The organism is Polaromonas sp., assembly GCF_016185115.1.
Lineage (GTDB): Bacteria > Pseudomonadota > Gammaproteobacteria > Burkholderiales > Burkholderiaceae_C > Polaromonas.
Map to the genome: position 1 here is coordinate 423,032 of NZ_JACPOF010000020.1, position 14,695 is coordinate 437,726.

Genomic DNA, 14,695 nt, shown 5'->3' on the forward strand with positions numbered 1-14,695 from the left:
TGACGCTCCAAACCACGGTTTCGACCAAAAAGTTAACCTGCAACTTAACATTTACCCAAAATGTTAAGTTGGAAGTTAACTTTTAAATTCAGGCTTCAGCCCGCCAGTACCTGCCCATAGCCCGGAATATGCGCCTTGAGCTTGAGCAAATCGAGCATGTTGCGCGTCGTGCAGGCTGATGTCGAGGTCACAGGAATGCCCAGCCTGTCCTGCGCCATCTGCAGCGCCGGAATGGACTGCATCTGCACACAGGCCGACAGCACCACCACATCCACATTGGCGGTGTTGAGCTTTTTGACATCGTCAAGCAGTTGCATGGGGTCACGCCTGCCGACTTCGAGGTTGTCGGGGATCTCGAAGCAGATGCTGTCCTGCACTTCTATGCCTTCGCTCTCTATATAGGCGACGACCTTGGCGGTGAGCGGTTTCATATAGGGCGCCATGAGGGCGATTTTTTTGGCATTGAGCTTTTTCAGGCCGTAGATCAATGCGCCGGCGGAGGTCATGACTTCGGCGTCGGAGTTGTTCTCGCGGCAGATGCGTTTGAAGTCTTCTTCAACCTGGCGGTGGTAGCCCAGGCCCTGGGCCATGATGGCGACGAGGCAGGCTGTAGACATCACATCGACTCTCGCGTCGGCAAGTTCGGCGGCGCAGCGCAGGCCTTCCTTGTTCATGTTGGCAAGCTCTTCTGGCGTGACCTTGTGCATGCGCATGCGGCTGGAATGAAAGGTGAAGCGCTCCGGGTACAGCGCTTCACGGGCGCGCAGCATGGCGGGGATCTCTGTCTCCATCGTGGTGTTGGAGCTGGGCACGATCTGGCCTATGCGGTAGAGGTGTTTCATGATTTGAATTTCTGGAGTGCGTCCACCATGGCCTGCGGGATGGGGGCGCGCTTGCGCACCTCGCGGCTGATGCAGATGGGTGAAAAGCGGCCGGTGAAAATCCGGCGGCCGTCCTTTTGGCTGGCCTCTACACGGATGTCGTAGCTGTGCTCGCGTATGGCAGACACGGTGCAGTGCATGTCGAATTCGTCTTCAGGCCAGAGCGCGCCGTGGAACTCCATGTCCAGGCCCTTGCAGGGTGTGTCGACATTGAGACTCTTGACCCACTGGAAGTAGTTGCCTTCGCCGAGTTCGTTGAAGAAGTAATTGACGGCAATCAGCATGTACTCGTTGAACTTGCCGGTGAAGACCACACCTGCCGGGTCGCAGTCGGCCCAGCGCACGCGCTTGGTCACCACCAGTGGCAGGGCCGAGCTCACCGTCTCATAACTTTTGTTCACGCCGGGTGCCCGCTTTCTTCGGGATGTGCAGCCTTTTTGAAGACGCCTGCCTGTTCAAACTGCGCAAACAGCTCGGGGTATTGCTGCGCCAGCCGGTCATTGCCCACGCGCCCGGTACGTGTCATGAAGGCATGAATAAATTCAAGCGCTGTGTAGCGCTGCATCCACTCGCCGATGTTTTCGTACCAGAGGTAGGACTTGCGCGAGGCCGTCAGCAGCTTGTCTTTTTCGGGGCCGCGCCTTTGCACAAAGGTTGCCAGCCGCTGCAATGCCGTTGGTTCGGCACTGCCGGCAGGCGCATCCTCGGTGAGCGCCTCTGCCAGCGCAATCGAGTCTTCCATCGCAATGCGCGTGCCCGAACCTATCGAGAAATGCGCGCTGGTCTGCGCATCGCCGATCAGCACGTGTTTGCCCGCCGTCCAGTTGCTGCTGCGCGTGACCGGGAACTGCCGCCAGTTCGAGTTGTTGGAGATCAGCTTCTCACCAGCCAGCTCGGGCGCAAAGACTTTTTCGAACAACTGCTGCCGCTCATCGTCGCTCATGGCGTCCATGCCCAGCTTGAGCCAGGTGGCGTGATCGCACTCGGTCACAAAGGTGCTGCCCGTCGCGCAATAAGGGTAGTAGTGGGCCACGAACGCGCCGCCCTGGTACTGCCTGAACACCAGCGCTGATTTCTCGAACACCTTGCGTGTGCCGAACCAGGCGAAGTGGTTGGTCAGAAAAGACTTGGTGGTGCCGAACGCTTCTTCATATGCCGCGCGCACCACGGAATTCACGCCATCTGCGCCGATCACCACATCTGCATCGCCCAGCCCCAGCGCCGCCAGGTCGTCCGGGTGCGAGATGCGCTGGCCGAAGCGTACATCGACGCCCACCGCTGCAGCGGCGTCCTGCAACACATGCAGCAGGTCTATGCGTGCAATGGCACCACCTTTGGAAGGGTGGTTGATGTCTATGGGCTGCTCCTTGAGGTTGATGGTCTGGCAACCCGTGAAGGTCATTCGAGCAATGAGCTTTTCATACACATCCGCATCGGCCGCCTGTATGCGCGCCAGGCCCGAGTCGGCGAGCACCACACCAAACCCAAAGGTGGAGTCGGCCACGTTCTGCTCAATGACGCTGACCTGCCACGACGGTTTGCGCTTTTTGACCAGGATGGCGGTGTAAAGCCCGGACGGGCCACCACCGACGATGGCGATCTTCATGATGTCACCCCTTCTATGTCCTGAATCGAGAGTGTGTCGTTGTCAAAGTGGGTGATGCGCCCCACCAGCCCGCCGGTCAGCGCGCCATGCCAGACAGCAGGCTTGAAGCCGAGTTCCTTGCGTTTGAAGTTCAGGGTCGGGCTGCCGGTGATGCGGAAGTAACCCAGGCGAGGGCCGTCAACCTTGCAGTCGGCCTGTTTGCGGGCGTGATCGACCAGCGGCAAAAACTCGGGTACGTTGAGGACAAAAATTGCGGGCATCATGCCACTCCTTCCAGTTCACCGGCTTTTTCAAACTCTTCGGCCAGAGTCCCGGCCTTGCCTGACCAGACCTGGTCAATCTTCGTGAAAGGTGTTGTCGCGCCTGCATCCTCCAGCGCGATGGCCGCCTCCATCGTGCGCGCCGCATCGTCGAGGTCAACCTGCCCGAAGGGCCTGACCTGCCAGGTGATCTCCAGCGAATAGCCGTTGGGGTCGTCAAAATAAATCGACTCGATGACCTCATGGCGTATCTGGTACTTGACCTCGATGCCGGCCGCTTCGATCTTTGCACGCGCGGCGAGCAGGTCTTCACGCGAGGTGACGCGCCATGCGGTGTGTGAAGCGCGGTAGCGATAGTCATCACGCACTTCAACAAAGTCGGGCGGCGTGGTGCCTATGTAATAAAAGAACGCAATCGTGCTGCCGTTGCCGCTGTCAAAAAAGAAATGCAGAAAGTCGGCATGGTCTTCAGGGCCCCAGCCGCGTGCCGAGATCGCATGGACCAGCGGAAGACCCAGCAGGTCACGGTAGAAGTGGACCGTCTCGGCCAGCTTCCAGGTGGGGCGGGCAGTGTGGTGTACCCCGGCAATCGGGATGGGTTTTTGTACGGGTTGGGATGCAGTCATGGGTTGTTCCTTCGCTTTGGTTAATTCAGACCGTGACGGCGTTTTCGGCCGCCAGCTTTTGCACAATCATTTCCTTGAGCCGGGGTTTGCTGAGCTTGCCCGCGTTGGTCAGTGGCAGTTCAGCCAGCACCTCGACGCGCTCCGGCCATTTGAATTTGGCCAGGCCCTCCTTCTGCAGGAAACTGCCAAGCCCGGCAACGTCAGGTGCGGCCATGCCTTCGCGCACGGTGATGAAGGCACAGACACGCTCGCCATAAACCTTGTCGGGCATGCCGATAACGGCGGCCGCTGTGATGGCCGGATGCCGGCAGACCATCATCTCGACCTCTTCGGAATTGACCTTTTCACCGGCGCGGTCCACCACATCCTTGGTGCGGCCCCTGAACTGGTAATAACGCTTGCCGCCTATGTCGCGGAAGAGCATCAGGTCGCCTGATCTGTACATGCCGCCGCTGGTAAAGGTCTGGGCGTTGCGTTCGGCCGCATCGTAGTAGCCATGAATGGTGTACGGGCCCGAGAAGGCGCATTCGCCCTCAACACCTTCTTCGGTGATTTCTTCTTCTGTGCCTATCTTGTAAAGCCTGACCTGGTCATGTGCGGAGACAGGCACGCCGACCATGCTGTCCTTGACCTCCTGCGGGTCGCTTTCACGCGTGAGCATGATGACACCTTCGGTCATGCCGAAGATGTGGTGCACGGGCGCCTTCAGCAGCTGGCGCAGGACGGGCGCGCTGTTGGCACTGATGACGCCGCGCAGTTTGTCCAGCGGCAGCTTGCCGGATTCGATGGCCGGTTTCAGCCGTTCTGCGATCGGCCCGGCAATCACGGTCCAGGTAGGCTGGCAGCTTTTGAAGATGTCACCCAGTGCTTCGGGCGACAGGCTGGTCGCCACCGCCACCGTACCGCCCCTCAGCAGGAAAGGGCCGAAGCAGCAACCCATGTTGAGGTTGTGCATCATGGGCAGCGGCATGAAGAGGCAGTCATCAGGCGTATAGCCGCAAAAGTCTGCCACCGCGCGCATGTTGTAGATGTACTCGTTGTGAAAACGCGGAATGATCTTGGGCACACCCGTGGTACCGCCCGACAGCTGGAACACCGCAACCTGGAAGGGGTCGAGTTCTACCTTCGCCAGCAGCTTGCGCGCATCCTCCAGCGGCATGGCAGCGATCAGTTCGCGCAGGTGCAGCGCCTTGCCGCGCTGCTCACCTCGCGCCTGTACCGTCCACTGCATGCTGGGGATGCTCTCACGCATGCGCTCCGCAAAGGCCACGTCGTCAAACTTCGCATCATCACCCTGCACAAAATGCATGCGCGCCGCCGCATGTTTGCCGAGGTAGCCGATCTCGCTTTCGCGGTGCGCAGCCAGCGTGCAGACAGGAATCAGCCCGGCCTTCAGGCAGGCAATAAAACCAAACACCAGCTCGTTGCAGTTGCCGAGCTGGAAGATGACGCGGTCCAGCGGCTGCAGCCCCATGCGAAGGAATGCTGCGCCCAGTCTGTCGGTCATGGCGTCGAGTTCGGCATAGGTCACCTCGCCTTCGCTGCCCCTGAGCGCCATGCGGTCAGCATGCGCGGCAAACGAGGCACGAAAAGCCCCGGGCATGGTTTCACGGGTGAGTGCCCCCGCGTCGAGATAACGGCGCAGGTCTGCCAAAGGCGCGTAAACGACGCCTGGCAAGGGCTCTCTGACCTGGTACTGGGTGCTGCTGGACATGCGGATTCCTGGTGAATGGCTGCTCGGGCTTGTTCGGACTTTTTACTCGGGCTTCAGGCCCAGAGACTTGATGACCCCGCCGAACTGACCGACCTCGCTTTTGACGAACTTCTGCGCATCGGCCATGCTGCCCGGCGTCGCGTAGGTGCCGAACTCATTGAACTTGCTGATGACATCCGGCATGGCCATGGCGGCGTTGATCTCGGTGTTCAGGCGCTGCATGATGGCCACCGGCGTGCCCTTGGGCGCATGCATGCTGAACCAGCCATAGACATTGAGACCGGGCACGGTCTTGTTGGCCAGCGGAATGCCTTCCATGCCGGGCAGTTCGGTTTCCGCAGCGATGGCCAACGCGCGCAGGCGACCAGCCTTGACCAGCTGGATCAGCGGGCCGGCGCCATCGACATAAAAAGCCGTATCGCCATTGACCACGGCCTGTATGCCCTGCCCGGTATTGGCAAACGACACCTGCTGGAATTTGGCGCCCATCTTCATCCCGGCCATCTCTGCTGCAAGGTGGGGAATGGACGTACGCGTAGGGTTGCCAATCGCCACTTCGCCCGGCCTGGCCTTGGCCATCGCAATCGCGTCCGCCAGGTTTTTGGCCGGGTTGGCGGCGTTGGTCACGAACAGCATGGGGGTCTTGCCGGCCATGGCGAAAGTTTCGAAGTCACGCTCGACCTCGTAAGTCGCTTCCTTGTAGGTAAAGGGGGTGACCACCACTACAGCCGCCTGCGCCAGGGCGATGGTGTACCCATCGTTCGGCGAGGCCTTCAGTGCATTCATGGCAACGATGCCGCCCGCACCTGGCCGGTTCTCTATGACCACCGCCTGCCCCAGGGCACGGTTCAGCTTGTCGCCGATGATGCGGGCGGTGAGGTCAGGCGCGGAGCCCGCCGGCGCAGGGACGAGGATACGTATCGCTTTCTGCGGCCAGGCGGCGGTTTGTGCCAGTGCTCCGGCGACGGTCATGCCGGCCAGCAATGCGGTCGCGGTGAGCTTGAAGAAGGTTTGACGATTCATGGGGTTTGTCTCCGGTAGTTTTAGATAGCAATCAACAGAAATAATCAGGAATGAATCAGGCGGCTGGCGCTTCATGCAGCCACTGCTGGACCATGCGCCCAGCCAGCACCTGGCCGGACTCTTCACCCTCGGCAAGTGCCTGGCCGTGGTGGTTGCCGCGTACTTTCTCAGAGCGCTTGTTTGTCGCGCCTATCGATGCGTAAATGGCCGCCATGTCAGACGGAAAGGCCGCCTGGTCGCCGGTGTATTCGATGACGAAGGAAGGCAGGGTCAGCTCCGCCCCGCATTTTTCAAAGCTCGCATTCGACGATATGCCTGACCAGGTAGACAGCCACGACTCGGGCGTGACCATGCGGGCGAAACCGACGCTGCCGAGGTTGGAAGCAAAAGGATCGCGCCCCCAGAGCGTGCCGACTTCGCGGTCAGAAGGGTCGATGGACAGATCCCAGCAGCGCAGGTCGGCGTCGGTACGCCAGATCTGGAAAATCTGGGTGTGCGCTGCAACGCGTTTGACGGCCGCAGATGCACCGCCCTCCTTGACCTGCTTGCGCGCGGCATTGCGCACCGCCAGCATCTCTTTGGCCTGTGCATCCAGCCTCTCAACCCGCGCACGCTGGGCGGCGCGGTAGCGGGCGATGAATTGGGCTTCATATGTCGAAGAAGCAGGCGCAGGCACAAAACCATTGGCGGCATCGAAAGGGTCCAGCGTGCTGTCGACCGAGAGCGGGTTGTTTTCGTCGGTGACAGACGGATCAATGCCGTTCATGAGCAGCTTGCCCTGGCCGGGGTGTGGCGATACAAAGATGAGGTCGCTGGGCACAGGCATGTCTGCTGTCGCCAGCTTGACGGGCCGGCCGCTGGGTGAATGGGTGATGCGCTTTTCGGGCGCACGCAGGGCCTGCTGTGTGTAGAAGGCGTAGAGGCCTGCACCGCCCGAGTTGCCCAATAGCACGATACGCGTGAAGCCCAGGCTGCGCAGGTGCACCATGCCGGCCGCCACGTCGAGGATGGCGAGTTCATGTTCCAGGCGCAGGTCAGTGCCAATGGCACGCGGGGCCTGCACCCAGGCGGCACAACCGGCGTCGAGCACATCGGGGACCAGGTAAGGCGTGCCGGTGAATTCACGCGGGTGCATCAGGCAGACGACGGTTGTTTCATGGCCGGTGCGGCTGTACAGCAGGCCCAGGGTGCGCTGGTCGTCCGCGGTTCTCAGACTGAAAGGCCTTGTCGTGAAGGGCGTGGCCATGCGCGCGGGGTTCCAGCCTGCGCCACGCAAACCTGCGGTAACCTTGCCTTTGGGGATGTCAGCCACTGAAGCTCCAGATATAATTTAGACAGTCACAATTAAACAATTGTGAGACTCACAATAAAATAAGGAAAAACCCTTGGATGGCTAAATCCGCCCATCACCCCGACAGCCGGGCCAAGCCGCATGCAAGCAAAGGCGCGAAAGCCACACCAGCGCTGGCATTGGCGGCTGTGGATGGCCAGGTGCGCAAACGCGGCCGACCCAGGCTGGATGCACAGGCCGACAACGGCGCACCGGCGCTGTCGCGCGAGCAGATCCTCGACAGGGCCACGACGCTCGCCAAGGTCGAACCGCTGGGTGAGATTTCCATGGTCGGGCTGGCGCGCGAACTCGGCGTGACGCCGACCCTGATTCATTACTACATCGGCAGCCGCGACGACCTGATCTCGGGCGTGGCCAACCGTTATTTCAGGGAGCGCCTGTCGCGCCTGCAGCCCCTGACCGGCAACTGGAAAGAAGACCTGCAGCGCGAGGCCACGCAGTCATTCGAGATGGGTGTCGAATACGGCGGCGTGCTGCGCTACATGATGTCGCACAACCGCTTTCGCCTGTTCCAGCAGGTGAGCGCAGGCGAAACCGACTACGGCATGGTGTACCTGAACCGCATGGCGGGCATCTTCAGGAACGGCGGCTTCACGCCGCAGCAATCAGCCATCGGCTATCACCTGCTGTCGCAATATGTGATGTCGTCGTCGTATGCAGAAGTGAGCCGGCAGCTGCCGGGCTTTCACGAGGCCTATATCCGCCACCAGATCGAGTCGCACACTGAAGATGAGTTGTCGGGTGCGCGTTATTTTGCAGAAGCGTTCTCCACGCTGGACTCGGCCACCTCCTTCCCCGAAGGCCTGCGGCTGCTCATAGGCAGTTTTGAAAGCTGGCTGAAACCAGCCGGCTGACAGACTCTAAACAGACCCTGTTTAGCGGCCTTTGCGCGGCGCCGGTTTACGCACCACGCGCCTGACGGGTTTGGGCGCAGGCGGCAATTCTTCAACCACCGGCGTTGATTCAGGCACCAGCAGGACGACCTGCTTGAAGCCCAGCCCCAGCATGCCCAGTTCTTCTGCCGCAGCACGGCTCACGTCGATGATGCGGCCGCGGCTGTAAGGTCCGCGGTCCGTGATGCGAACATCCACTTCACGCCCGTTGACGAGGCTGCGTACACGCACCATCGTGCCGAAGGGCAAGGTACGGTGCGCGGCAGTCAGTGCATGCATGTCGTAACGCTCTCCACTGGCGGTACGCCTGCCATTGAAGCCCGGGCCATACCAGGACGCATGACCACGCTGGAATTCGCGCGGCACCTCGCCGTTCAGCAAACCGGGCTGCGGGACTTCATCGGCAAGCGAAATGCCGGGGGTGGATTCAGAAGGTGTACCGGCTGCCTCGGGGTTTTGCGAGGGACGAAAGGGCCGGCTCACAACCGCGGGCCTTGCCTGATCTGTTGACAGCGAGGGGGAAACTGCAATTTGTACCGGTGATATGGGTGCGGTCGTACAGGCCATCAGAAGGGCCGAAACGCAGCCTGCAAGGGCCAGCCTTATCAAGTGATGCAGCATGCCGGCCTTGTATGCTGAAGCCAGTCAGGCCAGCTGCAACCTGCGAACAATCTCGGTCGTCGCCGCAGCCTGGTTCATGGTGTAGAAATGAATGCCGGGCACGCCCGCCGTGCGCAGCTGGTCACACAGGTCGGTGATCACATCAAGGCCAAAGCTTTTGATGGAATCGACATCGTCACCAAAAGCCTGCAGGCGCAGGCGAATCCAGCGGGGTATCTCGGCGCCGCACGCGTCGGAAAACCGCATGAGTTGCGTCGAGCTGGTGATCGGCATGATGCCGGGCACCACGGGCACATCGGCGCCCAGCCTGGCCGCATCGTCAACAAAACGGAAATAGGCGTCGGAGTTGAAGAAGTATTGCGTGATCGACGAGTTCGCACCCGCCTTGACCTTGGTCACATAGGCCTGCAGGTCTGCATCGGCCGACTTGGCCTGCGGGTGGATTTCGGGATAGGACGCGACTTCGATATGAAAGGTGTCGCCAGTCTCTGCGCGTATGAAAGCCACCAGATCGCTGGCGTAATGAAACTCGCCACCTGCGCCATAACCGCTGGGCAAATCGCCCCGCAAGGCGACCAGGCGTCTGACGCCCATCTTCTGCAAAATGCCGAGCTGCTCGCGCACCGTGGCCTTGGTAGCACCCACACATGAAAAATGGCTGGCGGCATCGACGCCTTCGGCGAGGATTTCACCAACTGTGCCGAAAGTGCCGTCCTGTGTAGAACCGCCCGCACCGAAAGTGACCGAGCAAAAGTCAGGTTTGAGCGCATAGAGCGACTGGCGCGTCACGCGCAGCTTCGCCGCGCCTTCAGGCGTCTTGGGCGGGAAAAATTCAAGGCTTATCGGCAAGGTCATCTCAACTCCCGGATTCTTCTATTTTCTATTCGGCACCATCTGCCTCGTCGGGCTGGTCCTGTTCATATTTTTTCTTGCGCTTGCTGCGTGCGGGGCCGTGCTGGCCGGCGTGGGCCTCTTCAGAGTCTTCATGCGCGGCATGCAGGGCGCGCAACTCGCTGCGCGGCGTGCGCTTGGGAATGTTGCGTACGGGCGCAGCAGCGAGGGGCTTTTCTTCAGCGGCTACGTTGTGCTGCTTCTTCCCGTGAATGAAAAACTCGCGGTTGCCATCGCCCCCCTCAATCGCGGATTCCATCCAGCCCAGCACATCGACACCTACTTCGGCGCAGGTGTCACGCAAACGCTTTTCGACAAACGCGAAATGCGCCGGGTCGCGCACAATGCCGCCCTTGCCTATCTGGCCGGGCTGCAGTTCGAACTGCGGCTTGACCAGCATGAGCAGGTGGCCGTCGGCCTTCAGCAAACGCGCAACGGCGGGCAGCACCAGCGTGAGCGAGATGAATGACAAATCGCCCGTAAGGAAATCAAAGAGCGGGTTGAAGCCATCGTCACCTTCGGGGCCTGCGCCCTCTCCATCGAAGTCTTCCCCGTATTCATCGTGGTCACCCAGGTCTTCACCACCGTTTTTAATATGTACAGCGCGGCGGTAATGTTCGGCCAGGTCGTCCGCTGTCAGTGATCGCGCATTCACACCTTCGATGCAGACCACCCGTTCATCTGCACGCATGGTGGCGTGCAACTGGCCGTGACCTACATCCACGCCCACAACCTGCGCCGCACCGTTTTGCAACAGGCAATCGGTAAAGCCGCCGGTAGACTGGCCAATGTCAAGGCAGCGCAGCCCTTCCACGTTCAGCTTCGTCGCCTTCAGCGCGCCTTCAAGCTTGAGCCCGCCACGCGAGATGTATTTGGCCTCTGTGTTGTCGAGCACCTGCAGTTCAGCGGAGGCCGGAATCTCGTCACCGTTCTTGGCAACCCGCTTCCACGCCGGGGCGACCTCGCCCTCAACCAGCACGCGCCACTGCACACCAGACCCAATCAGGCGCTGGGCCTGGGAACGGGTGGTGGCAAAGCCGTGTTCGACGAGGAAGAGGTCAGCGCGCAATGTGTGGATCCAATAGCAATCTCAAGGGCGTAGCGAGCGCCCGTCAGCCAAGGCGCGGGTGGCTGCGAACCGGAACGTACTCAAGGTACGTGAGGATTCGCAGACGGGCCCCGCAACGCAGGATCACGGGCGCGCAGTAGCCACTAAATCAATAGCGGTAGGTGTTGGCCTTGTATGGGCCGGCTTTGGACACGCCAATGTAGGCAGCCTGTTCGTCGCTCAACTCGGTCAGCATCGCGCCGACTTTCTTCAGGTGCAGGCGTGCAACTTTCTCGTCAAGGTGCTTGGGCAGCACATAGACCTTGCCGACTTCATAGTCAGCCTGCTTGGTGAACAGCTCGATCTGGGCGATGGTCTGGTTGGCAAAGCTGGAAGACATGACGAAGCTGGGGTGGCCCGTGCCGCAACCGAGGTTGACGAGACGGCCCTTGGCCAGCAGGATGATGCGCTTGCCGTCAGGGAAGATGACATGGTCGACCTGTGGCTTGATTTCTTCCCAGGTGCATTTCTCGAGTGCAGCGACGTCGATTTCGTTGTCGAAGTGACCGATGTTGCAGACGATGGCCTGGTCTTTCATCTTCGCCATGTGGTCATAGGTGATGACGTTCTTGTTGCCGGTGGCGGACACAAAGATGTCGGCCTTGTCGGCTGCGTATTCCATGGTCACGACCTTGTAGCCTTCCATCGCAGCCTGCAGCGCGTTGATGGGGTCAATCTCGGTGACCCAGACCTGTGCGCTCAGTGCGCGCAGGGCCTGTGCAGAACCCTTGCCCACGTCGCCGTAACCCGCGACCAGGGCGACCTTGCCGGCAACCATGACGTCGGTGGCGCGCTTGATGGCGTCGACCAGTGATTCGCGGCAACCATAAAGGTTGTCAAACTTGGACTTGGTGACGGAGTCGTTCACGTTGATGGCGCGCAGGGCCAGCGTGCCCTTGGCAGACATTTCATTCAGACGCAGCACGCCGGTGGTGGTTTCTTCGGTCACGCCGATGATGTTCTTCAGGCGGCGGCTGTACCAGGTCGGGTCCTGCGCGAGCTTGGCCTTGATGGAGTTGAACAGGCAGATTTCTTCCTCGCTGCCGGGATTATTGAGCAGGCTGGCGTCTTTTTCGGCCTTGGTGCCCAGGTGCATCAGCAGCGTTGCATCGCCACCGTCGTCCAGGATCATGTTCGGGCCTTCTTCAGGCGTGCCCTTGGCACCGCTGAATTCAAAAATACGGTGGGTGTAATCCCAGTAGTCGGCCAGGGTTTCACCCTTGATGGCGAACACGGGGGTGCCGGCTGCGGCAATCGCTGCAGCCGCGTGGTCCTGCGTCGAGAAGATATTGCAGGAAGCCCAGCGCACGTCGGCGCCCAGGGCCTGCAGCGTTTCGATCAGCACGCCGGTCTGGATGGTCATGTGCAGCGAACCGGTGATGCGCGCGCCCTTGAGCGGCTGGGCCTTGGCGAATTCTTCGCGAATGGCCATCAGGCCGGGCATTTCGGTCTGGGCGATATTGAGTTCCTTGCGGCCCCAGGCGGCAAGGGAGATGTCGGCAATGATGTAGTCGGCGACAGGTTTCAGAACGGCGTTCATTTGATAACTCCAGAAGTCATAGGTCAAATTGGGCAGGATAGCCACGAGCTTGCGTTTCAGGGGGAAGTTTTGTTGGACTCACCCGGCCTGATAGCGCATGCGGGTGAGCGTGGTTGCAAATGAAAGTCCTGAGCCTAGACCACGTGGAGTGGGTTGCAACGCTCCTCAGGAAGCCACTATTGTAGCCAAAACAGGCGTTGTCCGCCAGGCGGGTGCCCGGCGTGGGAGAATTTCATGATGCAGGAAATAACGCTCTGGCCTCTGGCTGACCGCCGCCGAATCAAGGGCGTTTTCACGGACATCGACGACACGCTGACCACCGATGGCGCCATCACACGCGACGCACTGACTGCGCTCGGCGAATTGCGCGAGGCCGGTATCCCGGTCATCGCCATTACGGGCCGGCCCGTCGGCTGGAGCGAACCTTTTGCGCAAAGCTGGCCGGTCGAAGCCATTGTGGCGGAGAACGGTGCGGTTGCCCTGCAGCTTGCAAATCCAGAGGGACTGCCCGCAGACGTCGATGCGCGCAACCTACTGTTGAAACGATACCAGCAGGACAATGCGACGCGCCTTGCCAATTACGCGCAGATGCAGCAGGTGCTTGAACGCATCGAGCACGAAATCCCCGGTGCCCGCCGGGCCACAGACTCATCAGGTCGCGAGACTGATATCGCCATAGACCACAGCGAGTTTGAGCATCTCGATGAAGCGCAGATTGCCGCCGTGGTCGCGCTCATGCGCAGCGAAGGCATGAATGCCACCGTCAGCTCCATCCACATCAACGGCTGGTTCGGCACGCACAACAAGTGGCAGGGCGCGCGGTGGATAGTGCGCGAGTTGTGGGGCCGTGACCTGGAAGCCGAGATTGCCCATTGGGCGTTTGTGGGGGACTCGACCAACGACGTGCTGATGTTTGAAGCTTTCCCGCAATCCATAGGTGTGGCCAACGTGCGGCGCTTCGAAGCGCAGCTGGCGCACAAGCCGCGCTATATCACGCGGGGGGAGCGCGGTGCGGGCTTTGCAGAAGTAGCGCAGGCACTGCTGGCAGCCCGGTAAGCTGAACCGTTAACACCCCAGGTTACGCCCAGCCTGCGCGCAGGAAAGAAGCCTGCTTAATTGGGCTTGGCCAAACCGAGCTTGTCGATGAGCACTTTTTCACGGCCCACCGTGTCCTGCGCAAATTTTGTGTAATCGGCAGAGCTCAGGTAATTGGGCAGCATGTCGTAACGCGCCAGTGACGCCACATAGCTGGGTTCTTCCATGGCTTTCTTGAATGCGTCATGCAGGCGCCTGACCACATCTGGCGGCGTACCCTTGGGCGCGCCAATGCCGAAGGGCGAGTTCTGGACGATGTCGTAACCCAGTTCTTTCAGCGTGGGCGCGTTGGGGAACTTGTCGAGGCGCTTCTCGCCCCAGGTGTTGAGCACGCGCAGCTTGCCAGCTTCGACCTGCGGCGCAAAACCGGTGCTGTCGGCGGCGGCCATCAACTGGCCGCTCACCACGGCCAGCATCAGGTCGGCACTGCCTTTGTAGGGCACATGCTGCAGCTGTATGCCGGCTTTTTGTGCCACCAGCTCGGTCGTGAGGTGCGGGCTGGTGAGTGTGCCGGTAGACCCGTAAGTCAGCTTGCCCGGGTTTGCCTTGGCATAGGCCACGAAGTCGGCCCAGGTCTTAAGGGGCCCGTCAGCCGGGACCACGATGCCGAAGGCGTAGCCTGTGACGTTGATGACGTAACTGATGTCCTTGACCGGGTCCCAGTTGATCTTGGTGGTGTAGCCGATGCGGAAAACGCCGAGCGGAATTTGCGCGACGGTGTACCCATCGGCCTGCGCGCTCTGCAACTGCTGCGCGGGCAATGTTCCGCCAGCGCCTGGCTTGTTCTCGACGATCACCGGCTGGCCCAGAATCTTGCCTGCGTTGTCGGCCAGCGAGCGCATGGTGATGTCAGTCGGGCCGCCTGCCGGGAAGGCAATCACGAGTTTGATGGGTTTGTTCGGGAAGGTGTTTTGCGCAAGAACCGGCTGACCCATGGCGATAAGGGCCAGTGCGGCGGCGGTGTGCAGGATGTGGCGACGTTGCATAAAAACTCCCCGTGGATGGTGGCAATCGCTGCATCTTGCGCGACAACACCGCCGGGCGCATCAGGGGAACACCTGAAGCCCTGTCGCGCCTGCGTCAGGG

Annotated in this window: 15 protein-coding genes and 1 riboswitch; of the genes, 2 read left to right on the plus strand and 13 right to left on the minus strand. The window is 60.7% G+C overall.

Translation table 11 applies throughout. From position 1 onward, the window contains the following. Window positions 1-95 precede the first annotated feature (95 nt). The 8 genes from HYX42_RS15030 to HYX42_RS15060 are packed head-to-tail and all read right to left on the minus strand — an operon-like array spanning window position 96 to window position 7,356. Complete coding sequence (locus HYX42_RS15030; protein ID WP_293404415.1) at window positions 96-842, minus strand: Asp/Glu racemase; 747 nt, start codon at window positions 840-842, stop codon at window positions 96-98. Further along, window positions 839-1,282 (minus strand): thioesterase family protein, encoded by a 444-nt coding sequence (locus HYX42_RS15035; protein WP_293404417.1) that lies wholly within the window; start codon window positions 1,280-1,282, stop codon window positions 839-841. The genes HYX42_RS15030 and HYX42_RS15035 overlap by 4 nt, the downstream gene beginning before the upstream one ends. After that, on the minus strand, window positions 1,279-2,487 hold the full coding sequence (locus HYX42_RS15040; protein WP_293404419.1) for an FAD-dependent monooxygenase: 1,209 nt from the start codon (window positions 2,485-2,487) through the stop codon (window positions 1,279-1,281). The genes HYX42_RS15035 and HYX42_RS15040 overlap by 4 nt, the downstream gene beginning before the upstream one ends. Further along, the gene (locus tag HYX42_RS23260) at window positions 2,484-2,747 is read right to left on the minus strand and encodes a hypothetical protein (protein WP_366931156.1); all 264 of its coding nucleotides are present in this window, start codon (window positions 2,745-2,747) and stop codon (window positions 2,484-2,486) included. Before HYX42_RS23260 ends, HYX42_RS15040 begins: the two co-directional genes overlap by 4 nt. Further along, window positions 2,747-3,373 carry a VOC family protein gene (locus HYX42_RS15045; protein WP_366931157.1) on the minus strand — a complete coding sequence of 209 codons (627 nt, stop codon included), beginning with the start codon at window positions 3,371-3,373 and terminating at the stop codon, window positions 2,747-2,749. The genes HYX42_RS23260 and HYX42_RS15045 overlap by 1 nt, the downstream gene beginning before the upstream one ends. A 25-nt stretch (window positions 3,374-3,398) precedes the next feature. Continuing rightward, window positions 3,399-5,087 (minus strand): AMP-binding protein, encoded by a 1,689-nt coding sequence (locus HYX42_RS15050; protein WP_293404421.1) that lies wholly within the window; start codon window positions 5,085-5,087, stop codon window positions 3,399-3,401. Window positions 5,088-5,129: 42 nt separating this feature from the next. Beyond that, the gene (locus HYX42_RS15055) at window positions 5,130-6,110 is read right to left on the minus strand and encodes a tripartite tricarboxylate transporter substrate binding protein (protein WP_293404423.1); all 981 of its coding nucleotides are present in this window, start codon (window positions 6,108-6,110) and stop codon (window positions 5,130-5,132) included. A gap of 55 nt (window positions 6,111-6,165) precedes the next feature. Then, a complete protein-coding gene (locus HYX42_RS15060; protein WP_293404555.1) occupies window positions 6,166-7,356 on the minus strand; it encodes an alpha/beta hydrolase in 1,191 nt (396 codons plus the stop codon). A gap of 143 nt (window positions 7,357-7,499) precedes the next feature. Between HYX42_RS15060 and HYX42_RS15065 the strand changes: the two genes are divergently transcribed. Continuing rightward, entirely contained in the window at window positions 7,500-8,315 is an 816-nt protein-coding gene (locus tag HYX42_RS15065; protein WP_293404425.1) for a TetR/AcrR family transcriptional regulator, read from the plus strand. A gap of 21 nt (window positions 8,316-8,336) precedes the next feature. Here HYX42_RS15065 and HYX42_RS15070 read toward each other — a convergent pair whose 3' ends face one another. From HYX42_RS15070 to ahcY, 4 genes are all read right to left on the minus strand, one after another. After that, entirely contained in the window at window positions 8,337-8,975 is a 639-nt protein-coding gene (locus HYX42_RS15070; protein ID WP_293404427.1) for a septal ring lytic transglycosylase RlpA family protein, read from the minus strand. Window positions 8,976-8,999: 24 nt separating this feature from the next. Further along, window positions 9,000-9,830: a methylenetetrahydrofolate reductase [NAD(P)H] gene (metF, locus tag HYX42_RS15075; RefSeq protein WP_293404429.1), complete on the minus strand. Its 831-nt coding sequence runs from the start codon at window positions 9,828-9,830 to the stop codon at window positions 9,000-9,002. Between the two features lie 25 nt (window positions 9,831-9,855). Beyond that, window positions 9,856-10,935 (minus strand): TlyA family RNA methyltransferase, encoded by a 1,080-nt coding sequence (locus HYX42_RS15080; RefSeq protein WP_293404431.1) that lies wholly within the window; start codon window positions 10,933-10,935, stop codon window positions 9,856-9,858. Window positions 10,936-11,083: 148 nt separating this feature from the next. Further along, entirely contained in the window at window positions 11,084-12,514 is a 1,431-nt protein-coding gene (ahcY, locus tag HYX42_RS15085; RefSeq protein WP_293404434.1) for an adenosylhomocysteinase, read from the minus strand. A gap of 98 nt (window positions 12,515-12,612) precedes the next feature. Continuing rightward, window positions 12,613-12,687, minus strand: a riboswitch (S-adenosyl-L-homocysteine riboswitch). Window positions 12,688-12,751: 64 nt separating this feature from the next. Between ahcY and HYX42_RS15090 the strand changes: the two genes are divergently transcribed. Then, window positions 12,752-13,570, plus strand: coding sequence for an HAD-IIB family hydrolase (locus HYX42_RS15090; RefSeq protein ID WP_293404556.1), 819 nt, complete (start codon window positions 12,752-12,754; stop codon window positions 13,568-13,570). Between the two features lie 56 nt (window positions 13,571-13,626). Here the strand turns inward: HYX42_RS15090 and HYX42_RS15095 are convergent, their stop codons facing one another. Next, complete coding sequence (locus HYX42_RS15095; RefSeq protein WP_293404436.1) at window positions 13,627-14,595, minus strand: tripartite tricarboxylate transporter substrate binding protein; 969 nt, start codon at window positions 14,593-14,595, stop codon at window positions 13,627-13,629. Between the last annotated feature and the right edge of the window lie 100 nt (window positions 14,596-14,695).